Source organism: Parahoeflea alexandrii (assembly GCF_027214025.1).
Classification (GTDB): Bacteria; Pseudomonadota; Alphaproteobacteria; order Rhizobiales; family Rhizobiaceae; genus Hoeflea; species Hoeflea alexandrii_A.
Genome location: NZ_JAPWHB010000001.1, coordinates 440,065 through 464,329 on the forward strand (window position 1 = coordinate 440,065; position 24,265 = coordinate 464,329).

General features: G+C 60.1%; 28 protein-coding genes. 1 reads left to right on the top strand and 27 read right to left on the bottom strand.

The window, feature by feature from the left end; translation table 11 throughout:
- Window positions 1-21: 21 nt before the first annotated feature.
- The 23 genes from rplR to O4H62_RS02255 form a co-directional block, all read right to left on the bottom strand.
- Window positions 22-384 (bottom strand): 50S ribosomal protein L18, encoded by a 363-nt coding sequence (gene rplR / locus O4H62_RS02145; RefSeq protein ID WP_269385495.1) that lies wholly within the window; start codon window positions 382-384, stop codon window positions 22-24.
- A 12-nt stretch (window positions 385-396) separates the two neighbouring features.
- Complete coding sequence (gene rplF, locus O4H62_RS02150; protein WP_269385496.1) at window positions 397-930, bottom strand: 50S ribosomal protein L6; 534 nt, start codon at window positions 928-930, stop codon at window positions 397-399.
- A gap of 38 nt (window positions 931-968) precedes the next feature.
- Window positions 969-1,367 carry a 30S ribosomal protein S8 gene (rpsH, locus tag O4H62_RS02155; protein WP_152009044.1) on the bottom strand — a complete coding sequence of 133 codons (399 nt, stop codon included), beginning with the start codon at window positions 1,365-1,367 and terminating at the stop codon, window positions 969-971.
- Between the two features lie 12 nt (window positions 1,368-1,379).
- Window positions 1,380-1,685, bottom strand: a complete 306-nt coding sequence (rpsN, locus tag O4H62_RS02160; protein ID WP_269385497.1) for a 30S ribosomal protein S14 — start codon at window positions 1,683-1,685, stop codon at window positions 1,380-1,382.
- Between the two features lie 33 nt (window positions 1,686-1,718).
- Window positions 1,719-2,273 carry a 50S ribosomal protein L5 gene (gene rplE / locus O4H62_RS02165; protein ID WP_269385498.1) on the bottom strand — a complete coding sequence of 185 codons (555 nt, stop codon included), beginning with the start codon at window positions 2,271-2,273 and terminating at the stop codon, window positions 1,719-1,721.
- On the bottom strand, window positions 2,266-2,577 hold the full coding sequence (rplX, locus tag O4H62_RS02170) for a 50S ribosomal protein L24 (protein ID WP_269385499.1): 312 nt from the start codon (window positions 2,575-2,577) through the stop codon (window positions 2,266-2,268). The genes rplE and rplX overlap by 8 nt, the downstream gene beginning before the upstream one ends.
- An 11-nt stretch (window positions 2,578-2,588) precedes the next feature.
- Window positions 2,589-2,957, bottom strand: a complete 369-nt coding sequence (gene rplN, locus O4H62_RS02175; protein WP_035528307.1) for a 50S ribosomal protein L14 — start codon at window positions 2,955-2,957, stop codon at window positions 2,589-2,591.
- Between the two features lie 236 nt (window positions 2,958-3,193).
- Complete coding sequence (gene rpsQ / locus O4H62_RS02180) at window positions 3,194-3,433, bottom strand: 30S ribosomal protein S17 (protein WP_097109096.1); 240 nt, start codon at window positions 3,431-3,433, stop codon at window positions 3,194-3,196.
- A 12-nt stretch (window positions 3,434-3,445) separates the two neighbouring features.
- Window positions 3,446-3,646, bottom strand: a complete 201-nt coding sequence (rpmC, locus tag O4H62_RS02185) for a 50S ribosomal protein L29 (protein ID WP_152009049.1) — start codon at window positions 3,644-3,646, stop codon at window positions 3,446-3,448.
- 11 nt (window positions 3,647-3,657) lie between these two features.
- Window positions 3,658-4,071, bottom strand: coding sequence for a 50S ribosomal protein L16 (gene rplP / locus O4H62_RS02190; protein WP_097109094.1), 414 nt, complete (start codon window positions 4,069-4,071; stop codon window positions 3,658-3,660).
- Between the two features lie 35 nt (window positions 4,072-4,106).
- Window positions 4,107-4,811: a 30S ribosomal protein S3 gene (rpsC, locus tag O4H62_RS02195; RefSeq protein WP_097109093.1), complete on the bottom strand. Its 705-nt coding sequence runs from the start codon at window positions 4,809-4,811 to the stop codon at window positions 4,107-4,109.
- A complete protein-coding gene (gene rplV, locus O4H62_RS02200; protein ID WP_269385500.1) occupies window positions 4,811-5,200 on the bottom strand; it encodes a 50S ribosomal protein L22 in 390 nt (129 codons plus the stop codon). The genes rpsC and rplV overlap by 1 nt, the downstream gene beginning before the upstream one ends.
- Before the next feature lie 2 nt (window positions 5,201-5,202).
- On the bottom strand, window positions 5,203-5,481 hold the full coding sequence (gene rpsS / locus O4H62_RS02205; RefSeq protein WP_035528290.1) for a 30S ribosomal protein S19: 279 nt from the start codon (window positions 5,479-5,481) through the stop codon (window positions 5,203-5,205).
- A gap of 15 nt (window positions 5,482-5,496) precedes the next feature.
- Entirely contained in the window at window positions 5,497-6,333 is an 837-nt protein-coding gene (gene rplB / locus O4H62_RS02210) for a 50S ribosomal protein L2 (RefSeq protein ID WP_269385501.1), read from the bottom strand.
- Window positions 6,334-6,372: 39 nt separating this feature from the next.
- Entirely contained in the window at window positions 6,373-6,666 is a 294-nt protein-coding gene (locus tag O4H62_RS02215) for a 50S ribosomal protein L23 (protein ID WP_035528284.1), read from the bottom strand.
- Window positions 6,663-7,283 (bottom strand): 50S ribosomal protein L4, encoded by a 621-nt coding sequence (gene rplD, locus O4H62_RS02220; protein WP_269385502.1) that lies wholly within the window; start codon window positions 7,281-7,283, stop codon window positions 6,663-6,665. The genes O4H62_RS02215 and rplD overlap by 4 nt, the downstream gene beginning before the upstream one ends.
- Complete coding sequence (gene rplC / locus O4H62_RS02225) at window positions 7,283-7,987, bottom strand: 50S ribosomal protein L3 (RefSeq protein ID WP_269385503.1); 705 nt, start codon at window positions 7,985-7,987, stop codon at window positions 7,283-7,285. Before rplC ends, rplD begins: the two co-directional genes overlap by 1 nt.
- Before the next feature lie 78 nt (window positions 7,988-8,065).
- Window positions 8,066-8,374, bottom strand: a complete 309-nt coding sequence (rpsJ, locus tag O4H62_RS02230) for a 30S ribosomal protein S10 (protein WP_003547547.1) — start codon at window positions 8,372-8,374, stop codon at window positions 8,066-8,068.
- Window positions 8,375-8,445: 71 nt separating this feature from the next.
- Window positions 8,446-9,621: an elongation factor Tu gene (gene tuf / locus O4H62_RS02235; protein ID WP_269385504.1), complete on the bottom strand. Its 1,176-nt coding sequence runs from the start codon at window positions 9,619-9,621 to the stop codon at window positions 8,446-8,448.
- A gap of 100 nt (window positions 9,622-9,721) precedes the next feature.
- A complete protein-coding gene (gene fusA, locus O4H62_RS02240) occupies window positions 9,722-11,812 on the bottom strand; it encodes an elongation factor G (RefSeq protein WP_269385505.1) in 2,091 nt (696 codons plus the stop codon).
- Window positions 11,813-11,842: 30 nt separating this feature from the next.
- Window positions 11,843-12,313: a 30S ribosomal protein S7 gene (gene rpsG / locus O4H62_RS02245; protein ID WP_269385506.1), complete on the bottom strand. Its 471-nt coding sequence runs from the start codon at window positions 12,311-12,313 to the stop codon at window positions 11,843-11,845.
- A 68-nt stretch (window positions 12,314-12,381) separates the two neighbouring features.
- Complete coding sequence (gene rpsL / locus O4H62_RS02250; RefSeq protein WP_007197105.1) at window positions 12,382-12,753, bottom strand: 30S ribosomal protein S12; 372 nt, start codon at window positions 12,751-12,753, stop codon at window positions 12,382-12,384.
- A 477-nt stretch (window positions 12,754-13,230) separates the two neighbouring features.
- The gene (locus O4H62_RS02255) at window positions 13,231-13,485 is read right to left on the bottom strand and encodes a GlsB/YeaQ/YmgE family stress response membrane protein (protein ID WP_269386274.1); all 255 of its coding nucleotides are present in this window, start codon (window positions 13,483-13,485) and stop codon (window positions 13,231-13,233) included.
- Between the two features lie 380 nt (window positions 13,486-13,865).
- Here O4H62_RS02255 and O4H62_RS02260 point away from each other — a divergent pair, with 380 nt between their 5' ends.
- Entirely contained in the window at window positions 13,866-14,180 is a 315-nt protein-coding gene (locus tag O4H62_RS02260; RefSeq protein ID WP_269385507.1) for a transcriptional regulator, read from the top strand.
- A 92-nt stretch (window positions 14,181-14,272) separates the two neighbouring features.
- On the opposite strand, the gene rpoC is transcribed toward O4H62_RS02260, so the two are convergent.
- From rpoC to rplJ, 4 genes are all read right to left on the bottom strand, one after another.
- Complete coding sequence (rpoC, locus tag O4H62_RS02265) at window positions 14,273-18,481, bottom strand: DNA-directed RNA polymerase subunit beta' (protein WP_269385508.1); 4,209 nt, start codon at window positions 18,479-18,481, stop codon at window positions 14,273-14,275.
- Between the two features lie 178 nt (window positions 18,482-18,659).
- Window positions 18,660-22,832, bottom strand: coding sequence for a DNA-directed RNA polymerase subunit beta (gene rpoB, locus O4H62_RS02270; protein ID WP_269385509.1), 4,173 nt, complete (start codon window positions 22,830-22,832; stop codon window positions 18,660-18,662).
- Window positions 22,833-23,088: 256 nt separating this feature from the next.
- Entirely contained in the window at window positions 23,089-23,466 is a 378-nt protein-coding gene (rplL, locus tag O4H62_RS02275) for a 50S ribosomal protein L7/L12 (protein ID WP_269385510.1), read from the bottom strand.
- Between the two features lie 62 nt (window positions 23,467-23,528).
- Window positions 23,529-24,047 (bottom strand): 50S ribosomal protein L10, encoded by a 519-nt coding sequence (gene rplJ / locus O4H62_RS02280; protein WP_269385511.1) that lies wholly within the window; start codon window positions 24,045-24,047, stop codon window positions 23,529-23,531.
- Window positions 24,048-24,265 lie beyond the last annotated feature (218 nt).

The following is a 24,265-nucleotide window of genomic DNA, read 5'->3' on the forward strand; positions in this document are numbered from 1 at the left end:
GAATCAATCGGCTGGTTTGACTTAGAAGCTAAGACCGCCTTCGCGGGCAGCTTCGGCGAGGGCCTTGATACGGCCGTGATAGATGAATGCACCACGGTCGAAAACCACTTCCGTCACGCCGGCCTTGACCGCGCGTTCGGCAACGAGCTTTCCAACCGCTGCCGCAGCGGCAATATCCGCACCCGTCTTGAGGTCGGCACGAAGGCCGGCATCGAGAGTTGATGCTGCAGCAAGCGTGCGGCCCGCCGCATCGTCGATAACCTGAACATAGATGTTCTTCGACGAGCGATGTACCGACAGGCGTGGCCGGCCGTTGGCGACCGCTTTGATCTGGCGACGTACCCGAGCGGAACGACGCGTAAGGGATTCTTTCCTGCTAGCCATTTCGCGTCTTCCTTACTTCTTCTTGCCTTCTTTGCGGACAATCCGCTCTTCAGCATATTTAACGCCCTTGCCCTTGTAGGGTTCAGGACCCCGGTAGGCGCGGATTTCAGCGGCGACCTGGCCAAGCACCTGCTTGTCGATGCCGGTGATGACGATTTCCGTCGGCTTCGGGCAAGCGATGTTGACGCCCTTGGGCGGCTGGTAGACGACGTCATGGCTGAAGCCAAGAGCCAGCTGCAGGTTCTGACCCTGCATGGCCGCGCGATAACCCACGCCGTTGATTTCGAGCTTGCGCTCGTAGCCGTCCTTCACCCCGGTCAGGATGTTGGACACCATGGTGCGCGACATGCCCCATTTGGAGCGGGCGTCCTTGGAATTATCCACGGGCGTGACCACGATCGCGTTGTCTTCAAGCTTGAGCGACACTTCATCGTTGGCGACGAAGGACAACTCACCCTTGGGACCCTTTGCGACCACTTTCTGGCCGTCGATCGTCGCGGTGACGCCGGCGGGGACTGGGACGGGCTTTTTACCGATACGAGACATTGTTCAACCTGTCTGTTCGAGTTGGAGGTCCTGCACGATCAGAAGATCGAGCAGAGAACCTCACCACCAACATTGTGCTCGCGCGCAACATGATCGGCCAAAACGCCCTTCGGAGTCGAAAGGATCGTGATGCCGAGACCGTTGGCGACCTGCGGAATGGACTTGACGGAGACGTACACGCGACGGCCCGGCTTGGAGACGCGGGCGATCTCGCGGATCACAGGCGCGCCTTCATGGTACTTGAGCTCGATGCTCAATTCGGACTTGCCATTGTCGTACGCGACTTCGGTATATCCGCGGATATAGCCTTCGGCCTGCAGCACGTCGAGCACGCGGGCGCGCAGCTTGGATGCAGGCGTGGACACGGACGACTTGCGGCGTGCAACGCCGTTACGGATGCGGGTGAGCATATCACCCAGAGGATCAGTCATTGCCATATTGCGTGCTCCTTACCAGCTCGACTTGACCAGGCCCGGCACCTTGGCCAGCGACCCGAGTTCACGCAATGCGATACGCGACATGCCCAGCTTGCGGTAGAACGCACGCGGACGGCCGGTAACTTCGCAACGATTGCGAACGCGAATCTTGGCCCCGTTGCGCGGCATTTCGGCCAGCTTCAGGGTTGCACGGAAGCGTTCCTCGATCGGAAGCTCCTGATTTTGTGTGATCGCCTTGAGTGCGGCGCGCTTTGAGGCGTCGCGTGCGACCAGCTTGCGGCGGCGCTTGTTCTTTTCGATTGCGCTGACTTTCGCCATGATCAGATATCCTTTTTACGAATGCCGTTACGATTACTGGCGGAAGGGGAAGTTGAACTCTTTCAAAAGAGCCCGTGCTTCGTCGTCCGTCGGTGCCGTCGTACAAACGATGATGTCCATGCCCCAGATCTGATCAACCTTGTCGTAGTTGACCTCCGGAAACACGATGTGCTCCTTGATGCCCATGGCGAAGTTGCCACGGCCGTCAAAGCTCTTCGGGTTCAGGCCGCGAAAGTCACGAACGCGCGGAAGCGCGATGGTGATAAGACGGTCCATGAATTCAAACATGCGGTTGCCGCGCAGCGTCACCTTGGCGCCGATCGGCATCTGCTCACGAAGCTTGAAGCCTGCGATCGAGTTGCGGGCGCGGGTGATGACCGGCTTCTGGCCGGCGATCGCTGCAAGATCCTCGGCCGCGATAGCGGGCTTCTTGGAGTCTGCAGTCGCTTCGCCAACACCCATGTTGATGACGATCTTGTCGAGGCGCGGGATCTGCATCTCGTTTGCGTAGGAGAACTGCTCCTGCATCGCCTTGCGAATGCGCTCGACATAATCCTTCTTGAGCCGTGGCTCGTACTTGTCAGCCATCGATGACCACTCCCGAACGCTTTGCTACGCGCACCTTCTTCTCGCCTTCAATGCGGAACCCGACGCGGGTCGGCTTGCCGTCCTTCGGGTCGGCAATCGCCAGATTGGAGAGGTGAAGCGAAGCTTCCTTGTTGATAATGCCGGCTTCCTGGGTCTGGGTCTGGCGCTGGTGGCGCTTGACCATGTTCAGACCACGGACAACCGCACGGTCTTCCTTCGGCATCACAGCAAGAACTTCGCCAGTACGGCCCTTGTCCTTGCCGGTCAGAACGACGACCTTGTCGCCTTTGCGGATCTTTTGCATCGGTTCGTTCCTTACAGCACTTCGGGAGCCAGGGAGATGATCTTCATGTGGCTCTTGGCGCGCAATTCGCGCGGAACCGGTCCGAAGATACGGGTGCCGATCGGCTCTTTCTTGTTGTCGATCAACACAGCCGCGTTCCGGTCGAACCGGATGACGCTGCCGTCGGCGCGACGAATGTCCTTGGCTGTCCGTACGACAACCGCCTTCATCACATCACCCTTCTTGACGCGGCCGCGCGGAATGGCCTCCTTGATCGAGACGACAATGATGTCGCCGATCGAAGCATATTTCCGCTTGGAACCGCCCAGAACCTTGATGCACATGACACGACGCGCGCCGGAATTATCCGCGACGTCGAGATTTGTCTGCATCTGAATCATATCAGGCCGCCTTCTTGTTGTTACCGGCACGGTTGGGCGAGAAGGCCCCCTATGCCAGCTTAGGAATCAATTCTTTTTTTGCGCGGGAAGGATATTGCCAAGGTGGTTTCCCCGAGGGGACCTTCCATGCGCTGAAAGCAGAAGAACGCCCGTTACCGGGGCGTTCTGCGCCAATGGCCTGCTTCATACAGGATTCTCGGCGGGGCGCAAGTGCCCTCGCCTCAAAACCTATTCATTCAAGCCTGGACTGCCTCGACGACGGTCCAGCGCTTGTCCTTGGAAATGGGCGCGCATTCCTGAATGGAAACCTCATCGCCCACCTTGTACTGATTGTTTTCGTCGTGCGCCTTGTAGTTCTTGGTGCGACGCACAATTTTCCGCATGACCGGATGCGCGAAACGGCGTTCCACCCGGACCACTACGGTCTTCTCGTTCTTGTCACTGACAACAGTGCCCTGCAGAATGCGTTTTGGCATTTTCTTCGGTCCTTAGGCCTTGGATTCGGCCGCCTTCTGGCGGGCAATAGTCTTGATCCGAGCGATATCGCGGCGAACTTGCTGCACGCGCGATGTCTTTTCGAGCTGGCCGGTAGCGCCCTGGAAACGCAGATTGAACTGCTCTTTCTTCAGCTTGGCAAGCTCATCATTGAGTTGGTCGACGCTCAAGGCGCGAACATCAGCGGCTTTCATGATCCGTCTCCTTACTCTGCGATGCGCTGTACGAAGCGGGTCTTGACCGAAAGCTTGGCCGCGCCGAGACGCAGGGCTTCACGGGCGAGTTCCTCGCTGACACCGTCGATTTCGAACATGATCCGGCCGGGCTTGACCTTTGCAGCCCAGTAATCGACCGAACCCTTGCCCTTACCCATGCGGACTTCCGTCGGCTTGGAGGTCACGGGCACGTCCGGGAAGATGCGGATCCACACCCGGCCGGCACGCTTCATGTGACGCGTGATGGCACGGCGGGCTGCCTCGATCTGACGCGCGTTGACGCGATCGGGCTCTTGTGCCTTCAAGCCGTAGGAACCGAAATTCAAGTCCGAGCCGCCCTTGGCGACACCCTTGATGCGGCCCTTGAACTGCTTGCGGTACTTTGTACGCTTTGGCTGCAACATTGTTTAATTCTCCGAATTATCTGCCTGGCGCAAAATCAGGCGTTTTCGCGCCGGCGATTGCCGCCAGAAGCGTCGCCTTCAGTGGCGCGACGTTCAGACGCCATGGGATCATGCTCAAGAATTTCACCCTTGAAGATCCAGACCTTCACTCCGCAAATGCCGTAGGCGGTCTTTGCCTCGGCCGTGCCGTAATCGATATCGGCGCGCAGCGTGTGAAGCGGAACCCGGCCTTCGCGGTACCATTCGGTACGTGCGATTTCCGCGCCGCCGAGACGGCCGCCGCAGGTGATCTTGATGCCTTCGGCGCCGAGACGCATGGCCGACTGGACCGAACGCTTCATGGCGCGGCGGAACGCGATGCGGCGCTCGAGCTGCTGGGCGATCGACTGGGCGACCAGGGTCGCGTCAACTTCGGGCTTGCGCACTTCAACAATGTTGAGGTGGGTTTCCGAGTTGGTCATCTCCGACAGCTTGCGGCGCAGCTTTTCGATGTCCGCACCCTTCTTGCCGATGATCAGGCCAGGACGGGCTGCATGAATGGTCACGCGGCACTTTTTGTGCGGGCGCTCGATGACAACCTTGGAAATGCCGGCCTGCTTGAGTTCGGCCAGAAGATACTTGCGGATCTTCAGGTCTTCGTGAAGCAGCTTGCCGTATTCGGCATTGTCGGCGAACCAACGGCTGTCCCAAGTGCGGTTAATGCCGAGGCGGAAACCGATCGGATTGATTTTCTGACCCATTAGGCGGCCTCCCCTTTGGCTTCCACTTCACGCACCACGATGGTCAGGTGAGCGAACGGCTTCTCGATGCGCGAAGAGCGACCGCGACCGCGAGCATGAAAGCGCTTCATGACGATGGACTTGCCGACATAAGCCTCGGCAACGACCAGCGAATCGACGTCGAGATCATGGTTGTTCTCGGCGTTTGCGATTGCGGATTCAAGCGTCTTCTTGACGGTCGAGGCGATGCGCTTGCGCGAAAACTCAAGCTCGGCCAGCGCCTTGTCAACCTTCTTGCCGCGGATGAGGGCAGCGACCAGGTTGAGCTTCTGCGGGCTGATACGAATGGTGCGGGCGACTGCCTGCGCTTCGTTGGTCTTGAGCCGGCGTTCGGTTTTTGCCTTGCCCATGGTTACTTCCTCTTCGCTTTCTTGTCGGCGCCGTGGCCATAATAGGTCCGCGTCGGGGAATATTCGCCAAACTTCTGGCCGACCATGTCTTCGGACACGTTGACCGGAATGTGCTTGCTTCCGTTGTAGACGCCGAACGTCAGGCCGACGAATTGCGGCATGATGGTGGAGCGGCGGCTCCAGGTTTTGATCACTTCATTGCGGCCGCCTTCGCGAACCTTCTCAGCCTTCTTGAGAAGATAGCCGTCAACAAACGGACCTTTCCAAACTGAACGAGCCATTGGAGACTTCCTCTCTTACTTCTTGCGCTGATGACGCGAGCGCATGATGAACTTGTCGGTCGACTTGTTCGAGCGCGTGCGCTTGCCCTTGGTCGGCTTGCCCCAGGGGCTGACCGGATGACGACCGCCGGATGTACGGCCTTCGCCGCCGCCGTGCGGGTGATCGACGGGGTTCATCGCAACACCGCGGACATGCGGGCGCTTGCCCTTCCAGCGGGAGCGGCCAGCCTTGCCGTCGTTGATGTTGAGGTGATCCGGGTTGGAAACCGCACCGACCGTGGCAAGGCATGCACCCTGCACCAGGCGCTGTTCACCCGAATTGAGACGAAGGATCGCCATGCCCTGGTCACGACCGACCAGCTGGGCGTATCCACCGGCCGAGCGGGCAATCTGGCCGCCCTTTGCAGGCTTCATCTCGATGTTGTGGATGATCGTGCCGACCGGCATGAACTGAAGCGGCATGCAATTGCCCGGCTTCACGTCCACGGCCTTGTCCGACGAAATCACCTTGTCGCCTGCAGCCAGACGCTGAGGAGCGAGAATGTAGGACTTCTCGCCATCTGCATAGGTGATCAGCGCGATGAATGCGGTCCGGTTCGGATCGTATTCCATACGCTCGACGGTGGCTTCCACGTCGAACTTGCGACGCTTGAAGTCGACCATGCGGTAGGTGCGCTTGTGACCGCCACCGATCGACTGCGCGGTAACGCGACCGTAGTTGTTGCGGCCGCCCTTGGAGTGAAGCCCCTGGGTCAGCGACTTGACCGGCTTTCCGCGATGAAGACCCGAACGATCAACGATGACCAGCTGGCGCTGGCTCGGGGTCGTCGGATTGTAACTTTTCAGTGCCATTTTCCTGTTCCCTTTTGGGGGCTTGTTTCCGCCCGGCCCTTACAGACCAGTGGAGACGTCGATCGACTGACCTTCGGCAAGCGTCACATACGCTTTTTTCACATCGGTCTGGCGACCGGCGATGCCACGGAAGCGCTTGGTCTTACCCTTGCGCAGCAGCGTGTTGACAGCCGTTACCTTGACACCGAACAGCGCTTCGACAGCGGCCTTGATTTCAGGCTTGGAAGCACGTCGGGCGACATTGAAGACAACCTGGTTCTGTTCAGACACCATGGTCGATTTTTCGGTGATCGCCGGAGAGACGATCACATCATAATGGCGAAGATCCGTCATTTGAAGCGCTCCTCCAGAGCAGCGACAGCGTCCTTGGACAAGACCAGCTTGCCGCGGCGCAGGATGTCGTAGACATTGATACCCTGGACCGGCAGCACATCCACGTTCGGGATGTTCTTGGCCGCAAGGCGGAAATTCTGGTCAAGCTCGGCGCCGCCGATGAACAGGGCGTTGGTCAGACCCAGCTTCGAGAGCGAACCGGACAGTGCCTTGGTCTTGGCCTCGGCAGCAGTCAGGCTGTCGACGACGATGATGTCGGACGCCTTGGCCTTGACCGAAAGCGCATGACGCAGGGCCAGGGCGCGAACCTTCTTGGGAAGGTCATGGGCGTGGCTGCGAACAACCGGGCCATGAGCCCGACCACCGCCACGGAACTGCGGCGCACTTGCCGCATGGTGACGGGCGCGACCGGTGCCCTTCTGCTTGAACATCTTGGCGCCGGTGCGGGCCACTTCGGAGCGGCCGAGGGTCTTGTGACCGCCCTGCTGCTTCTTGGCGAGCTGCCAGCGCACGATGCGCTGGATCAGGTCCTGGCGCGGGTCGAGACCGAAGATCGCGTCGGAAAGAGAGATCTTTCCTGCGTCCTTGCCCTCGAGTGTGGTGACGGTGAGATCCATTATTCGGCTCCCTCATTCGATACGTTGGCTGCAGCGCGGAGCGCGGCAGGAAGAGGCGCATCAGCCGGGATGCCGGACTTGACGGCGTCGCGAACGACGATCCAGGTTCCCTTGGAGCCCGGTACCGCGCCCTTGATCAGGATCAGGCCGCGATCGACATCGGTCGAAACAATCTCGAGGTTCTGGGTGGTGACGCGTGTCTGGCCCATGTGACCAGCCATCTTCTTGCCCTTCCAGACCTTGCCCGGATCCTGGTTGGAACCGGTGGAGCCGTGCGAACGGTGAGACACCGAAACGCCGTGGGTGGCGCGAAGACCGCCAAAGCCGTGGCGCTTCATGGCGCCGGCGAAACCCTTACCCTGGGTGATGCCGGAGACATCGACCAGCTGGCCGGCAACAAAGTGCCCGGCAGTGATCTCGGCACCGACGTCGATCAAGTTGTCCGAGCTCACGCGGAACTCGACCAGCTTGGCCTTGGGCTCAACATTGGCAATGGCAAAATTGCCGCGCATTGCCTTGGACGTATTCTTCACCTTGGCCACGCCGGCTCCGAGCTGAACGGCGGTATAGCCATTCTTCTCTTCCGTACGCTGGGCCACCACCTGGCAGTTTTCCAACCGCAGGACGGTTACGGGGACATGCTCGCCGGCGTCATTGTAGACCCGCGTCATTCCCAACTTTTGTGCAATCACACCTGAACGCATCGGTTCATTCCTCTTGAGATGAGCCTGTCGGGGCCCTGCCCCTTCATGCCTCGTTCCCTGTCCTTAAGGCCCAGGGCCTTAAAGCTTGATTTCCACATCGACGCCCGCGGCGAGATCCAGCTTCATGAGCGCATCTACGGTCTGCGGTGTCGGGTCAACAATATCGAGAAGACGCTTATGAGTGCGCATTTCGAACTGCTCGCGGCTCTTCTTGTCGATGTGCGGCGACCTGTTGACAGTGAATTTTTCGATCCGTGTCGGCAGCGGCACCGGGCCACGGACGCTTGCGCCGGTCCGCTTTGCCGTCGACACGATTTCACGCGTGGAGGCGTCAAGGATCCGGTGGTCAAACGCCTTGAGGCGGATGCGGATGTTCTGGCCGTTCATTCGACTTGTCCTTGCTTGTGTGAGAACCGCATGGCCCGGAAGCTCCGGACCATGCGCCCTGACCCAGTTTGTTACTCGATGATCGAAGCGACGATGCCGGCGCCGACGGTACGGCCGCCTTCGCGGATGGCGAAGCGCAGCTTTTCTTCCATCGCGATCGGCACGATGAGGGCCACTTCAGCCGAGATGTTGTCGCCCGGCATCACCATTTCGGTGCCTTCCGGCAGCGTCACGATGCCCGTCACGTCGGTCGTGCGGAAATAGAACTGCGGACGGTAGTTGGTGAAGAACGGCGTGTGACGGCCACCCTCTTCCTTGGTCAGGATGTAGGCTTCCGCGGTGAACTTGGTGTGCGGCTTGACCGAACCGGGCTTGCACAGAATCTGGCCACGCTCGACGTCCTCACGGCCAATGCCGCGAAGCAGTGCGCCGATGTTGTCGCCGGCCTGGCCCTGATCGAGCAGCTTGCGGAACATTTCAACGCCGGTGCAGACCGTCTTCTGGGTGTCGCGGATACCGACGATTTCGATTTCCTCGCCAACCTTGACAACGCCACGCTCGACGCGGCCGGTCACAACGGTGCCGCGGCCCGAGATCGAGAACACGTCTTCGATCGGCATCAGGAACGGCTGGTCGATCGGACGCTCGGGCGTCGGGATGTAGCTGTCGACAGCTGCCATCAGCGCGCGGATCGCGTCTTCACCCTGGGCCTTGTCGCCATCGTTGAGAGCAACGAGGGCCGAACCCTTGATGATCGGAATATCGTCGCCCGGGAAGTCGTAGGACGACAGCAGTTCGCGCACTTCCATCTCGACGAGCTCGAGCAGTTCCTCGTCGTCGACCTGGTCGACCTTGTTGAGGAAGACGACCAGCGAGGGAACGCCAACCTGGCGGGCCAGCAGGATGTGCTCGCGGGTCTGCGGCATCGGGCCGTCGGCAGCCGAGACGACCAGGATCGCGCCGTCCATCTGGGCAGCGCCGGTGATCATGTTCTTCACATAGTCGGCGTGGCCGGGGCAGTCGACGTGGGCATAGTGACGGGCTTCGGTCTCATACTCGACGTGGGCCGTCGAGATGGTGATGCCGCGTGCCTTTTCTTCCGGCGCCGCATCGATCTGGTCGTAGGCCTTGAATTCACCGAAAAACTTGGTGATCGCAGCCGTCAGCGATGTCTTGCCGTGGTCAACGTGACCAATCGTGCCGATGTTAACGTGCGGCTTATTGCGCTCGAACTTACCCTTTGCCATCTTCGGCTCTCCATTCTCATTCAGCCCGTTTCGGGCAATTTACAGTTTCGGTCTCCGGTCCGGACCGCGTCTCAAGACGCTGGCCCGGCAGTCCGGCAAATTATGCGTATTTCGCCTGGATCTCCTGGGAGACGTTCGACGGCACTGCGGCGTAATGATCAAAAGTCATCGAGTACTGCGCACGGCCCTGGGACATGGAGCGCAGCGTATCAACGTATTTGAACATGTTGGCCAGCGGAACGTGGGCATCGATGACCACGGCAATTCCGCGCATTTCCTGGCCCTGGATCTGGCCGCGGCGTGAGTTCAGGTCACCGATCACGTCACCGACATAATCTTCCGGCGTTACCACCTCGACCTTCATGATCGGCTCAAGCAGCTGCGGACCCATGAACTTCGAGTTTTCGCGGAAGCAGGCGCGACCGGCGATTTCGAAGGCGAGAACGCTCGAGTCCACATCGTGGTAAGCGCCATCGATCAGGGTTGCCTTGACACCCAGCATCGGGAAGCCGGCAAGCGGACCGGAATTCATCACGCTGTCGATGCCCTTCTGGACGCCCGGGATGTATTCCTTCGGCACCGAACCGCCGACGATCTTCGATTCGAACACGAAATCCTCGGTCTCTTCGTTCGGCTCGAAACGGATCTTGACGCGGGCAAACTGACCCGAACCACCCGACTGCTTCTTGTGAGTGTAATCGGCTTCGTAGGCCTTGGTGATCGACTCCCGGTAGGCAACCTGCGGGGCGCCGACATTGGCCTCGACCTTGAACTCGCGACGCATGCGGTCAACCAGGATGTCGAGGTGCAACTCGCCCATGCCCGCGATGATCGTCTGGCCGGACTCCTCGTCAGTCTTGACGCGGAACGAAGGATCCTCGGCTGCCAGACGGTTGAGCGCGAGGCCCATCTTTTCCTGGTCGCCCTTGGTCTTCGGCTCGATTGCGATCTGGATCACCGGCTCGGGGAATTCCATACGCTCAAGAATGACCGGCTTGAGCGGATCGCAAAGCGTGTCGCCCGTGGTGGTTTCCTTGAGGCCTGCGAGAGCCACGATGTCGCCTGCAAAGGCTTCTTCGATGTCTTCACGGGAATTCGAGTGCATCTGCAGCATGCGGCCGACGCGCTCGCGCTTTTCCTTCACCGTGTTCATCACCGACGAGCCCTTTTCGAGCTTGCCCGAGTAGATGCGGGCGAAGGTGAGCGAACCGACGAACGGGTCGTTCATGACCTTGAAGGCCAGCATCGAAAGCGGAGCTTCGTCAGAGGCGACACGCGTGGTTTCCTGCTCGGTCTTGACGTCGATGCCTTCGATGGCAGGAACGTCGGCCGGGCTTGGCAGGTATTCGATCACGGCGTCGAGCAGCGGCTGGACACCCTTGTTCTTGAAGGCGGAACCGCAGAACATCGGGAAGAACTGAACCGCGATGGTACCCTTGCGGACCAGCGCGCGGATCTCGTCATTGCCGGGCATCTCGCCTTCGAGATAACGTTCCATCGCGGCTTCGTCGGCCTCGACAACGGTCTCGATGAGCAGATCGCGGTATTCAGCGGCCTTTTCCTTGAGATCGTCCGGGATCTCGACGACATCCCACTGCGCGCCGAGCGACTCGTCGCGCCAGACAATGGCGTTCATTTCGACCAGGTCGACGACGCCCTTGAACTCGGTCTCGGCACCGATCGGCAGCTGCATGACGACAGGAGTGGCACCAAGACGGGACTTGATCATCGATACGGAACGATAGAAGTCCGCGCCGGTCTTGTCCATCTTGTTGCAGAAGATCATCCGCGGGACGTTGTACTTGTCGGCCTGACGCCAGACAGTCTCGGTCTGCGGTTCGACGCCGGCGTTGGCGTCGAGAAGCGCGATCGCGCCGTCGAGAACACGCAGCGAACGCTCGACCTCGATGGTGAAGTCGACGTGGCCTGGAGTGTCGATGATGTTGAAACGGCACATCTTGCCGGTGCGGCCCTTCCAGAAGGTGGTGGTCGCAGCCGAGGTGATCGTGATGCCACGCTCCTGCTCCTGCTCCATCCAGTCCATCGTGGCTGCGCCGTCGTGGACTTCGCCGATCTTGTGCGACTTGCCGGTGTAGTAAAGAACACGCTCAGTGGTCGTGGTCTTGCCGGCGTCGATATGCGCCATGATGCCGAAGTTGCGGTAGTCTTCGATTGCGTATTCGCGGGCCATCTTGAATGCCTTTCGATCTCGGTTCGCTGATTACCAGCGGTAATGCGAAAATGCACGGTTGGCGTCGGCCATCTTGTGGGTGTCTTCCCGCTTCTTGACCGCGCTGCCACGGTTGTTGGCAGCATCCATGAGCTCGCCCGAAAGGCGCTCGATCATGGTGGTCTCGTTGCGCTTGCGCGCTGCGGCAATCAGCCAACGGATGGCAAGAGCCTGACGACGCTCGGGGCGCACATCGACCGGAACCTGGTAGGTTGCACCACCGACACGGCGGGAGCGAACTTCCACATGCGGCGCGACATTGTCGAGAGCCTGGTGGAACTGGGCAACCGGCTCCGACTTGGAACGGGCTTCGACCTGGTCAAGCGCACCATAGACGATCTGCTCGGCAACTGATTTCTTGCCGTGCATCATGATGGCGTTCATGAACTTGGTGATGACCAGATCGCCGAACTTCGGATCCGGGTTGATCTCACGCTTTTCTGCACTGTGACGTCGTGACATGCTTTTCGTCTTTCAACTGATGGGTCGAAACGGCCGGTCGCATCCAGTGACGCGGCCAGCCGACACAATTACTTCGGACGCTTGGCGCCGTACTTTGAACGGCGCTGCTTGCGGTTCTTGACGCCCTGCGTATCGAGAACGCCGCGGATGACGTGGTAACGCACACCGGGAAGGTCCTTCACGCGGCCGCCGCGGATCATGACCACGGAGTGCTCCTGAAGGTTATGGCCCTCACCGGGGATGTAGCCGATCACTTCATAGCCGTTGGTCAAACGGATCTTTGCAACCTTACGAAGCGCCGAGTTCGGCTTCTTCGGGGTCGTGGTGTACACGCGGGTGCAAACGCCGCGCTTCTGCGGATTCTGCTCCAGCGCGGGAACCTTGTTGCGCTTTACCGGCGCCTGGCGCGGCTTGCGGATCAGCTGGTTTACAGTTGGCATGTAACCATCCCTTTAGAATTCATGTTTCGCCCTCTCGGACACCTTGCCCACGAACCGAATGCGCAAAACAAGGGCCGGATCCGGTTTTGCCGGAGGGCCCCAAAAAGCAGAGGACACAGTCGTCAGTGTCATGCGTGCAGCATTGTCAGTTCACAGTGCAGTCAGAAACCTTGTTTGAGGCAAGTTCCAGGACGTGTCGTCCCGAAGAAAAGCGCCTCACATGGGCTTCGATGGCCGGTTACTACTGATTTCCCCACATGCCGTCAAGGCCATGGGTGAAATAATCGTCTCTGGCCGGGTCAAGCCGCACGCGGCTCGAGCCGGGAGACATTTTATTGCGCTGGACGGACACTTTGGGGCATTTAGTTGCCCTGCCCTGTTCTCCGGCCCCGGTCCCGAGTGTCCGAACGGCGCGGCGGAGAGCGTCTCGCCGCTTCAATCCGAGTCGGGCCCCGTGCCGCGGATGATTCCGGAGAATCAGCGCTTTCGGACAAGCCCGATCACAAACAGCAGAATCACGGCGCCAACCGTGGCGTGAATGATGGAGCCGAGAATTCCGCCGCCGATCGAAATGCCGACCATCGGCAGGACCAGGCCCGCGACGAACGCCCCGACGATGCCAACCACGATGTTGCCAATCAGACCGAAGCCGTATCCCTTCATGATCACCCCGGCCAACCAGCCGGCAACCGCGCCAATAATCAGAAATATAATCAGACCCTGGATACCCATGGTGCTTGCCTCAATGTTGGACGTCACAAACTGCATTCGGAGCCGGCCTCAATGCGCAGCCATATCCCCCGAGCAGCAACATCAGTATGATACCATCTGGCCGCAACGCTTGATAGGGTCTGTAACCGATGCTCCACCACAGGCTTCAGGCCCCGCCCGAAGGGGCAAGCCAGGGCGGGACGCACGCTGCCCGCAGTTTCAACCGATCCGTGACAAATGCCCTGTTCCGGACCGGTACGAGCGGCCAAGCCTGACGGCGATAAGGACGGAGGGCCGGAAACTTTGCGGCTTCCGGCGTGCAAAAACCGGGTCCGGCGTTGCCATTGCACGGTTCACATGGGAGTAAATCGCTCGCACACAGCCCATGAAAGGACGGTCCGATGAATTCAGACAATGACAATGCCCAGGATGGTGGCGACGCACCGGCCATTTTCATCATCATCGGTCAGGTGAGCCAGGAAACCGGCGGCGACATGGCTCCCGTTCACGTCATGCTGGCCGCACCCGACGAGGACACCGCTGTGCGGCTTTGTCTCGATGCACTGTCGGCCAGGGGGTATGCCGAAGCCGATCTCGACCAGATCGGACTGATGGGCGGAATGCCGGACGAGGAGCCGCATGCCTCCGCATATCAGGGCGCGCTCGAAGGCGAAGTCGCGATCATCAATTTCGACCGGACGGCAAACCGCCGCTGATCCCGGCCGGCCATCTGCCGGTACCGCCTCCCCGCACAAACAAAAAAGGCCGCCCCGAAAGGCGGCCTTTTCAATGTCTGACGCTGAGCCGTTTACTCGGCGGGCGTCGGCTCTTCCTTGGCCATGTCGGTCAGCATCGGAGCTGCCGTTTCGGCACCAGAGGTCTTGCGACGCTCGTCGAGGATCAGATCGTCGCGCGATGTGGCGATGCGACGGATCTGGGTCATGGTGCCGCCGGTGCCGGCAGGCACCAGGCGACCGACGATGACGTTTTCCTTGAGACCCTGCAGCGTGTCCACCTTGCCCGCAACAGCGGCCTCGGTGAGCACCTTGGTGGTTTCCTGGAAGGACGCCGCCGAGATGAAGGACGGTGTCTGCAGCGACGCCTTGGTGATACCCAGAAGAACCGGTGTACCGACAGCGGGCTTCTTGCCGACCTCGACCAGACGGTCGTTGGCGTTGTCCAGTTCGATCTGGTCGACATTGTCGCCGACAATGTAGACGGAATCGCCGGAGTCGGTGATCTCGACCTTCTGCAGCATCTGACGGACAATCACCTCGATGTGCTTGTCGTTGATGAGAACGCCCTGCAGACGGTAGACTTCCTGGATCTCGTTGACGAGGTAGGAAGCCAGAGCCTCCACGCCCTTGATCGCCAGGATGTCATGCGGCGCCGGATTGCCGTCGAGGATGTAGTCACCCTTTTCGATGTAGTCGCCATCCTGAAGGTGGAACGGCTTGCCCTTCGGGATAAGGTACTCGACAGGCTCGATACCGTCTTCCGCCGGCTCAATCTGGATGCGGCGCTTGTTCTTGTAGTCGCGGCCGAAGCGGATCGTGCCATCGATCTCGGCGATGATGGCATGGTCCTTCGGACGGCGAGCCTCGAACAGTTCCGCAACGCGCGGCAGACCACCGGTGATGTCCTTGGTCTTGGCGCTTTCGAGCGGCACACGGGCGAGAACATCGCCCTGGCTGACCTTGGCGCCGGGTTCGACCGACAGGATCGCATCGACGGAGAGCTGGAAGCGGGCTTCACCGCCACGGCCCAGCTTGGCGATCTCGCCATCCTTGCCCTTGATGACGATCGCAGGCTTGAGATCGATGCCGCGCGGCGTCGAGCGCCAGTCAATAACCTGACGCTTGGTGATGCCGGTTGCTTCATCGGTGGCTTCAAGAACCGAGATGCCGTCCACGACATCTTCGAATTCGACAGTACCCTCGACTTCGGTCATCATCGGGCGTGTGTACGGATCCCACTCGGCCAGACGCTGGCCGCGTTTGACCGCATCGCCGTCATCGACATAGATCTTGGAACCGTAGGCGACGCGCTGCGAGGAACGCTCGGTGCCGGCTTCATCCAGGATCTGGATCGCCATCGAACGGCCCATGGCAATCAGGTTGCCATCGGAGTTGCGCAGCATGTTGCGGTTCTTGATGCGGACCGTGCCCTCGTAGGAAGCTTCCAGGAACGACTGGTCGACCACGGTGGCAGTGCCGCCAAGGTGGAAGGTGCGCATGGTCAGCTGGGTGCCCGGCTCACCGATCGACTGCGCGGCGATAACGCCGACAGCTTCACCGATGTTGACCGGCGTACCGCGCGCAAGGTCGCGGCCGTAGCAGGTTCCGCAAATCCCGGTCTGGATATCGCAAGTCAGCGGCGAGCGGATACGGATCGACTGAATGCCCGCAGCCTCGACGTCGACCACCTGGGCTTCATCAATCATGGAGCCGGCCTTGACGATAAGCTCGCCGGTGACCGGGTGATTGATGTCGTCAAGCGTCGTGCGGCCCAGAATACGCTGGCCGATCGATGCCACAACCTGTCCGGCGTCAACGATGGCAGTCATCGTCAGGCCCTCCTTGGTGCCGCAATCGACATGGGTGACGATGCAATCCTGTGCAACATCCACCAGACGACGTGTCAGGTAGCCCGAGTTCGCGGTCTTGAGCGCGGTGTCGGCCAGACCCTTACGTGCGCCGTGAGTCGAGTTGAAGTACTCGTTCACGGTCAGGCCTTCCTTGAAGTTCGAGATGATCGGCGTCTCGATGATTTCACCCGACGGCTTCGCCATCAGGCCGCGCATGCCGCCCAGCTGACGCATCTGGCTCGGAGAACCACGCGCGCCGGAATGGCTCATCATGTAGATCGAGTTCATCTGCTTCTGGCGGCCGTTTTCGTGGAACTCCACGGACTTGATGCGGGCCATCATTTCGTCGGCGACCTTTTCGGTTGCCTTGCCCCAGGCGTCGACAACCTTGTTGTACTTTTCGCCCTGGGTGATGAGACCCTCATTGTACTGCTGCTCGTATTCCTTCACCAAAGTGTCGGTATCGCCGACGATCTTCGCCTTGGAATCCGGGATCACCATGTCGTCCTTGCCGAACGAGATGCCGGCGCGGCAGGCATGGCCGAAGCCAAGCTGCATGATGCGGTCGCAGAAAATGACCGTGTCCTTCTGGCCGCAGTGGCGGTAGACGGTGTCGATCATCCGGGAAATGTTCTTCTTGGTCATTTCCTGGTTGCAGACGTCGAACGGCACATTGACGTTGCGCGGCAGCAATTCGCCGATGATCATGCGACCGGGTGTGGTCTCATAGATCTTCGAGGTCGGATTGCCATCGGCATCGACGCTCTTGAAGCGGCCCTTGATCTTGGTGTGCAGGGTGACGACCTTGCTCTCAAGTGCGTGGTGCAGTTCACCCATGTCGGAGAACACCATGCCCTGCCCCGGCTCGTTCTCGGCCTGGATCGAAAGATAGTACAGACCCAGCACCATGTCCTGCGACGGCACGATGATCGGTGCGCCGTTGGCAGGGTGCAGGATGTTGTTGGTCGACATCATCAGCACGCGGGCTTCGAGCTGGGCTTCCAGCGAAAGCGGCACGTGGACAGCCATCTGGTCGCCGTCGAAGTCGGCGTTGAAGGCCGTGCAGACGAGCGGGTGCAGCTGGATCGCCTTGCCTTCGACCAGGGTTGGTTCGAAAGCCTGGATGCCCAGACGATGCAGCGTCGGCGCGCGGTTGAGGAGCACCGGATGCTCGCGGATGACCTCGTCGAGGATATCCCAGACTTCCGGCTTTTCCTTCTCGACCAGCTTCTTGGCCTGCTTGACGGTGGACGAATAGCCCTTGGCGTCAAGGCGGGCATAGATGAACGGCTTGAACAGCTCGAGCGCCATCTTCTTGGGCAGGCCGCACTGGTGCAGCTTGAGTTCCGGACCGGTCACGATGACCGAACGGCCGGAATAGTCGACGCGCTTGCCGAGCAGGTTCTGGCGGAACCGGCCCTGTTTGCCCTTGAGCATGTCCGAGAGCGACTTCAGCGGACGCTTGTTGGCGCCGGTGATCGTCCGGCCGCGGCGGCCGTTGTCGAACAGGGCGTCAACGGCTTCCTGCAGCATCCGCTTCTCGTTGCGGATGATGATGCCGGGCGCACGCAGTTCGATCAGCCGCTTGAGGCGGTTGTTGCGGTTGATGACGCGGCGATAGAGATCGTTGAGGTCGGAGGTGGCGAAACGGCCGCCATCGAGCGGAACAAGCGGACGCAGGTCCGGCGGGATCACGGGGACGACCTTCATGATCATCCATTCCGGGCGGTTGCCGGAATCGAGGAAGCTCTCGACGATCTTGAGGCGCTTCATCAGCTTCTTCGACTTCAGTTCAGAAGTCGTGGTGGCAAGCTCGGTGCGCAGTTCGCCGGCAATGCGCTCGAGATCCATCGAGGCCAGCATCTCGTAGATGGCTTCGGCGCCGATCATGGCGGTGAAGCTGTCCTCGCCGAACTCGTCGACGGCGACCATGTAGTCTTCCTCAGAGAGAAGCGAGTTCTCCTTGAGCGACGTCAGGCCCGGCTCGGTGACGATGTAGTTCTCGAAATACAGGACGCGCTCGATATCCTTGAGCGTCATGTCCATCAGTGTGCCGATGCGCGAAGGCAGCGACTTCAGGAACCAGATATGCGCAACCGGCGCTGCGAGCTCGATGTGACCCATGCGCTCTCGGCGAACGCGCGACAGCGTGACTTCAACGCCGCACTTCTCGCAGATGACGCCCTTGTACTTCATGCGCTTGTACTTGCCGCACAGGCATTCGTAATCCTTGATCGGACCAAAGATGCGGGCGCAGAACAGACCGTCGCGCTCCGGCTTGAAGGTACGATAGTTGATCGTCTCCGGCTTCTTGATTTCGCCGAAGGACCAGGAAAGAATCTTCTCGGGGCTGGCGATCGAAATCCGGATGGAATCGAACGTCTGCGCCGGAACGTTGTTGTTGAAAAGATTCATGACCTCATGGTTCATGCCTGTCTCCTTTTAGGGCTGTTCGCCCTTGACTTGCGACGGCGCCGGTCAACACCGGCAACAGGCCATCGCCTGAAATTCATGTTCACCGCGTCAGACGCGGGTGTCATCTCCTGTCCGCCTTGAAGCGGAAAGGATGATGGCGCGAGGAACCTCGGTCCCCCGCGCCTTCCAGGCTTTATTCAGCCGCGTCCGGCAGTTCATCCGGTTCCGCAAGGCCGTCGATCTTGTTCGATTCCAGCTCGACGTTGAGACCAAGCGACCGCATTTCCTTGACGAGAACGTTGAAGCTCTCCGGAATGCCGGCCTCGAAGGTGTCGTCGCCACGCACGATGGCTTCGTAGACCTTGGTACGGCCGGCCACGTCGTCGGACTTCACGGTCAGCATTTCCTGCAGGGTGTAGGCGGCACCGTAGGCTTCCAGAGCCCAGACCTCCATTTCCCCGAAGCGCTGACCGCCGAACTGCGCCTTGCCGCCCAGCGGCTGCTGGGTCACGAGCGAGTAAGGTCCGATCGAACGGGCGTGGATCTTGTCGTCGACCAAGTGGTTGAGCTTGAGCATGTAGATGTAGCCCACGGTCACCGGACGGTCGAAGGTTTCGCCGGTACGCCCGTCATAGAGCGTCGACTGACCCGAGACATTGAGCCCTGCCTGCTCGAGCATGATGTTGATGTCGGCCTCGACCGCGCCGTCAAACACAGGCGTGGCGATCGACACGCCGCGGCGGGTCTGCTCGGCCAGACGGACGATCGACGGATCATCATACTGCTTGATCGGCTCGCCCTTCGGACCGGTGCCGATGACGCTGTCGATGGTGTCGCGCAGCGGCTGGATATCACCACCCTCATTGTAGGCATCAAGCATCGCACCGATCTGCTTGCCCATACCGGCGCAAGCCCAACCCAGGTGGGTTTCGAGGATCTGACCGACGTTCATGCGCGAAGGCACGCCCAGCGGGTTGAGCACGATGTCGACATGGGTTCCATCTTCGAGGAACGGCATGTCTTCGCAAGGCAGGATGCGGGACACCACACCCTTGTTGCCGTGACGACCGGCCATCTTGTCGCCCGGCTGGATCTTGCGCTTCACCGCGACGAAGACCTTGACCATCTTCATGACACCCGGCGGCAGTTCGTCGCCGCGCTGCACCTTCTCGACCTTGTCCATGAAGCGGGCTTCGAGCAGCTTCTTGGAATCGTCGTACTGGGCCCGGAGCGCTTCGATTTCGCCCTGCAGCTTTTCGTCCTCGACTGCGAATGTCCACCACTGCGAACGCGGATACTCGGAAATGGTCTCGGCGTTGACTTCCGAGCCCTTCTTGAAGCCCTTCGGTCCGGCGATGGCGGTCTTGCCCGCCAGCATGTCCGACAGACGACCATAGACGTTGCGGTCAAGAATGGCCTGCTCGTCGTCACGGTCCTTGGCCAGGCGCTCGATTTCCTCGCGCTCGATGGCCATGGCGCGCTCGTCCTTTTCAACGCCGTGGCGGTTGAAAACGCGGACTTCGACGATGGTGCCGTAGGTTCCGGGCGGCATCCGCATCGAGGTATCGCGGACATCGGAGGCCTTTTCACCGAAGATGGCGCGCAGAAGCTTCTCTTCCGGCGTCATCGGGCTTTCGCCCTTCGGGGTGATCTTGCCAACCAGAATGTCGCCCGGAGCCACTTCGGCGCCGATATAGACAATGCCGGCCTCGTCGAGATTGCGAAGCGCCTCTTCCGAGACGTTCGGAATATCGCGGGTGATCTCTTCCGGTCCGAGCTTGGTGTCACGCGCCATCACCTCGAACTCGTCGATGTGGATGGAGGTGAACACGTCGTCGGAGACGATGCGCTCGGAGAGAAGGATCGAATCCTCGTAGTTGTAGCCGTTCCAGGGCATGAACGCGACGAGCACGTTGCGGCCCAGAGCCAGGTCGCCCAGATCGGTCGACGGACCGTCGGCAATGATGTCGCCCTTGTTCAAGACGTCACCCACGGTAACCAGCGGACGCTGGTTGATGCAGGTGTTCTGGTTGGAGCGCTGGAACTTCTGCAGCCGGTAGATGTCGACGCCCGAACGCGAGGCTTCCATATCCTCGGTGGCGCGGATGACGATACGGGTAGCATCGACCTGGTCGACAACGCCGCCGCGGCGGGCCGCAATGGCAGCACCAGAGTCACGGGCCACGATCGGCTCCATGCCGGTGCCGACAAACGGAGCTTCGGCGCGGACCAGCGGAACTGCCTGACGCTGCATGTTCGATCCCATCAACGCGCGGTTGGCGTCGTCGTTCTCAAGGAACGGGATCAAGGCTGCAGCAACCGACACCAGCTGGCGCGGCGACACGTCCATCAGATCGATATTGTCGCGCGGGGTCATCATCACGTCGCCGGAATGGCGGCAGACGACGAACTCGTCGACCAGCTGACCGTCTTCACTGAGCTCGGCATTTGCCTGGGCAACGAAGTACTTCGCTTCTTCCATCGCAGACAGGTAGATCACTTCCTTGGTGACCTTACCATCGGCGAGCTTGCGATACGGGCTTTCGATGAAGCCATACTTGTTGACGCGGGCAAACGTCGCCAGCGAGTTGATCAGACCGATGTTCGGGCCTTCCGGCGTTTCGATCGGGCAGATACGACCGTAGTGGGTCGGGTGAACGTCGCGGACTTCGAAGCCGGCGCGCTCACGCGTCAGGCCGCCCGGTCCAAGCGCCGAAAGACGGCGCTTGTGGGTAATCTCGGACAGCGGGTTGACCTGGTCCATGAACTGCGACAGCTGCGAGGAACCGAAGAACTCGCGCACCGCGGCGGCTGCCGGCTTGGCGTTGATCAGGTCCTGCGGCATGACTGTGTCGATTTCGATCGACGACATGCGCTCCTTGATGGCGCGCTCCATGCGCAGCAGACCAAGACGGTACTGGTTTTCCATCAACTCGCCGACCGAACGCACACGGCGGTTGCCGAGATTGTCGATGTCGTCGATTTCGCCCTTGCCGTCACGCAGGGAGACGAGCGTACGGACGACGGCGATGATGTCATCCTTGCGCAGAACGCGGACGGTGTCCTCGGCGTCGAGGTCGAGACGCATGTTCATCTTGACGCGACCGACAGCCGAGAGGTCGTAGCGTTCGCTGTCGAAGAACAGCGAATTGAACATGGCTTCGGCCGAATCCATGGTCGGCGGCTCGCCCGGACGCATGACGCGGTAGATGTCGAACAGCGCTTCCTGACGGGAGGTGTTCTTGTCGGCTGCCAGCGTGTTGCGGATATAGGCGCCGACATTGATATGGTCGATGTCGAGGATCTTGATGTCGTCGTAGCCGGCCTCGATCAGATCGATCAGGTTGCCCTTGCGCTCGCCGGACTTGGCGTCGACCGAGAATTCAAGCTCGTCGCCGGCCTCGAGATAGACTTCGCCGGTCTCGGGGTTGACGATGTCCTCAGCCAGGTAGGAACCGACCAGGTCCTCATCGGTGGCCTTGATCGACTTGACGCCCTTTTCGGTCAGCTGCTTGAGCAGACGCGGGGTCAGCTTCTTGCCGGCCTCAACCACGACTTCGCCGGTATCGGCGTCGATCATGTCGGCCATGGCCTTCTGGCCCTTGAGGGTCTCGGGCTGGAACGGAATCCGCCAGCCTTCACCGTCACGCGCATAGATCGAGTGGGTGTAGAAGGTCGACAGGATCTCTTCGGCGTCCATGCCAAGCGCCATCAGCAGCGACGAGGCCGGAATTTTGCGGCGACGGTCGATGCGGGCGTGAACGATATCCTTGGCGTCGAACTCGATGTCGAGCCAGGAACCGCGGTAGGGAATGACGCGGGCGGCAAACAGCAGCTTGCCCGAGGAATGGCTCTTGCCCTTGTCGTGATCGAAGAACACGCCGGGCGAACGGTGCATCTGGGAAACGATGACGCGCTCGGTGCCGTTGACGATGAAGGTGCCGTTGTCGGTCATGAGCGGCATGTCGCCCATGTAGACGTTCTGTTCCTTGATGTCCTTGATCGACTTGGCGCCGGTATCCTCATCGATATCGAACACGATCAGGCGCAGCGTCACCTTGAGCGGCGCTGCGTAGGTCAGATCGCGCTGGCGGCATTCCTCAACATCGAACTTCGGCGGTTCGAACTCGTAGGACACGAATTCCAGCATTGCGCTGCCGGAAAAATCGGAAATCGGGAAAACCGATTTGAAAACTGCTTGCAATCCTTCGTCAGAACGGCCGCCGAGCGGCTCGTCCACCATCAGGAACTGGTCATAAGATGCCTTCTGAACCTCGATGAGGTTCGGCATATCCGCCACTTCCGGGATTTTTCCGAAAATCTTGCGTACGCGCCTGCGACCGTTGAAGGAAAGGGTCTGAGCCATCGTCGCTCCTTGTCAATTTGCATCCGGGCCTGCAACAGACGAACGCCGCTGGCCAAGCGACTCCGTCATATAAATGAATTCGTTCAATCTCGTTTCATTTCCCAGAACGGCGCGGCCGGAGTGCCTTGCAGTCTGGTTCGAAACCATCCTTTTGAAGAACCCATTACCCAAAAGCCGTTTTCAGGCTTTTGGGTAATCCGTTCGTCATGAATGCATCCGGGGGAGAGTGACCTCGCCCCCGGATGCAATTGTCGTCTTACTTGACGGTGACCTTGGCGCCAGCGTCTTCAAGCTTCTTCTTGATGTCTTCAGCTTCGCCCTTGGAAATGCCTTCCTTGACAGCCTTGGGAGCAGCTTCGACCAGGTCCTTGGCTTCCTTGAGGCCGAGACCGGTGATGGCGCGGACTTCCTTGATGACGTTGATCTTGTTGGCGCCGGCTTCGGCGAGGATCACGTCGAATTCAGTCTGTTCTTCAGCGGCTTCAGCAGGAGCAGCAGCAGCGCCGGCAGCAGCAACGGCCACCGGTGCAGCGGCGGAAACGCCCCACTTTTCTTCAAGCATCTTGGACAGCTCAGCAGCTTCCAGGACGGTCAGGTTGGAAAGGTCTTCCACGATTTTGGCGAGATCAGCCATTTTCTTACTTCCTTGTATTCGGTTCGAACCGGTTTTGAACTATTTCACAGCGAAGTTCCGCCTTATGCGGCTTCGTCCTTCCGGGCGTACGCGCCGATGACGCGCGCCACCGCACCAGCAGGTGCGTTGACGATCTGGGCGATGCGCGTTGCTGGCGTCTGAATCATGCCAACAATCTTTGCGCGGAGCTCGTCGATCGACGGCATCGTGGCAAGAGCCTTGATCCCATCGGCGTCGAGTACTGTCGCCCCCATCGCGCCACCAATGATGACCAGCTTGTCACTGACCTTGGTGAACTCGACGGCGATCTTCGGAGCGGTCACCGGATCATCGCAATAAGCGATGAGCGTCTGACCGGTGAAGAGATCTGCGACCCCTTCTGACTCCGTGCCCTGAAGAGCGATCTTGGCAAGGCGGTTCTTCGCGACCTTGACGGTGCCTCCGGCTGTGCGCATGCGCGACCGAAGGTCGTTCATTTGCGCAACCGTCAGACCGGCGTAGTGGGCCACGACAACCGAACCGGCGTTGGTGAAAACACCGTTCAGTTCCGCGACGAATTCGCGTTTTTCCGCTCTATCCACTGCGTTTCTCCAGTTGGCAGATGATGCATGCACCACCTGCCGGGTTTGCCTTTGCCGCCAGGGATTCTCATCGAACCCACAAGCGACGCTTGAGGATCCTGTCCCCTTACGCCGGAACCGATTGACGGTAGCGGCACAAGGCAAGCGAGGTTCGAACCGTAGGGGCGTTCGCCCCGAAAACGGATCTTACCCGTCTCATGCAGGTCATGAATTAAGGT

Bases quoted from the DNA above. Each gene is read 5' to 3' on its own strand.
- O4H62_RS02255 (WP_269386274.1), bottom strand. From the start codon at position 13,485: ATGGGTATCCAGGGTCTGATTATATTTCTGATTATTGGCGCGGTTGCC.
- rpsG (WP_269385506.1), bottom strand. From the start codon at position 12,313: ATGTCACGACGTCACAGTGCAGAAAAGCGTGAGATCAACCCGGATCCG.
- rplC (WP_269385503.1), bottom strand. From the start codon at position 7,987: ATGCGTTCAGGTGTGATTGCACAAAAGTTGGGAATGACGCGGGTCTAC.
- rpsN (WP_269385497.1), bottom strand. From the start codon at position 1,685: ATGGCGAAAGTCAGCGCAATCGAAAAGAACAAGCGCCGCCGCAAGCTG.
- rpsH (WP_152009044.1), bottom strand. From the start codon at position 1,367: ATGGCAATGACTGATCCTCTGGGTGATATGCTCACCCGCATCCGTAAC.
- rplV (WP_269385500.1), bottom strand. From the start codon at position 5,200: ATGGGCAAGGCAAAAACCGAACGCCGGCTCAAGACCAACGAAGCGCAG.
- rplN (WP_035528307.1), bottom strand. From the start codon at position 2,957: ATGATTCAGATGCAGACAAATCTCGACGTCGCGGATAATTCCGGCGCG.
- rpsQ (WP_097109096.1), bottom strand. From the start codon at position 3,433: ATGCCAAAACGCATTCTGCAGGGCACTGTTGTCAGTGACAAGAACGAG.
- rpsJ (WP_003547547.1), bottom strand. From the start codon at position 8,374: ATGAACGGCCAGAACATCCGCATCCGCCTCAAGGCGTTTGACCACCGG.
- rplP (WP_097109094.1), bottom strand. From the start codon at position 4,071: ATGTTGCAGCCAAAGCGTACAAAGTACCGCAAGCAGTTCAAGGGCCGC.
- rplD (WP_269385502.1), bottom strand. From the start codon at position 7,283: ATGGATCTCACCGTCACCACACTCGAGGGCAAGGACGCAGGAAAGATC.
- tuf (WP_269385504.1), bottom strand. From the start codon at position 9,621: ATGGCAAAGGGTAAGTTCGAGCGCAATAAGCCGCACGTTAACATCGGC.
- rpoB (WP_269385509.1), bottom strand. From the start codon at position 22,832: ATGGCTCAGACCCTTTCCTTCAACGGTCGCAGGCGCGTACGCAAGATT.
- O4H62_RS02215 (WP_035528284.1), bottom strand. From the start codon at position 6,666: ATGACGGATCTTCGCCATTATGATGTGATCGTCTCTCCGGCGATCACC.
- rpoC (WP_269385508.1), bottom strand. From the start codon at position 18,481: ATGAACCATGAGGTCATGAATCTTTTCAACAACAACGTTCCGGCGCAG.
- rplB (WP_269385501.1), bottom strand. From the start codon at position 6,333: ATGGCACTGAAAAGTTACAATCCGACGACCCCGAGCCAGCGCCAGCTG.
- rplR (WP_269385495.1), bottom strand. From the start codon at position 384: ATGGCTAGCAGGAAAGAATCCCTTACGCGTCGTTCCGCTCGGGTACGT.
- fusA (WP_269385505.1), bottom strand. From the start codon at position 11,812: ATGGCCCGCGAATACGCAATCGAAGACTACCGCAACTTCGGCATCATG.
- rpmC (WP_152009049.1), bottom strand. From the start codon at position 3,646: ATGAAAGCCGCTGATGTTCGCGCCTTGAGCGTCGACCAACTCAATGAT.
- rplE (WP_269385498.1), bottom strand. From the start codon at position 2,273: ATGGCTGACAAGTACGAGCCACGGCTCAAGAAGGATTATGTCGAGCGC.
- rplF (WP_269385496.1), bottom strand. From the start codon at position 930: ATGTCTCGTATCGGTAAAAAGCCCGTCCCAGTCCCCGCCGGCGTCACC.
- rpsL (WP_007197105.1), bottom strand. From the start codon at position 12,753: ATGCCAACTGTAAACCAGCTGATCCGCAAGCCGCGCCAGGCGCCGGTA.
- rplL (WP_269385510.1), bottom strand. From the start codon at position 23,466: ATGGCTGATCTCGCCAAAATCGTGGAAGACCTTTCCAACCTGACCGTC.
- rpsC (WP_097109093.1), bottom strand. From the start codon at position 4,811: ATGGGTCAGAAAATCAATCCGATCGGTTTCCGCCTCGGCATTAACCGC.
- rplX (WP_269385499.1), bottom strand. From the start codon at position 2,577: ATGCAAAAGATCCGCAAAGGCGACAAGGTCGTCGTTCTGACCGGCAAG.
- rpsS (WP_035528290.1), bottom strand. From the start codon at position 5,481: ATGGCTCGTTCAGTTTGGAAAGGTCCGTTTGTTGACGGCTATCTTCTC.
- O4H62_RS02260 (WP_269385507.1), top strand. From the start codon at position 13,866: ATGAATTCAGACAATGACAATGCCCAGGATGGTGGCGACGCACCGGCC.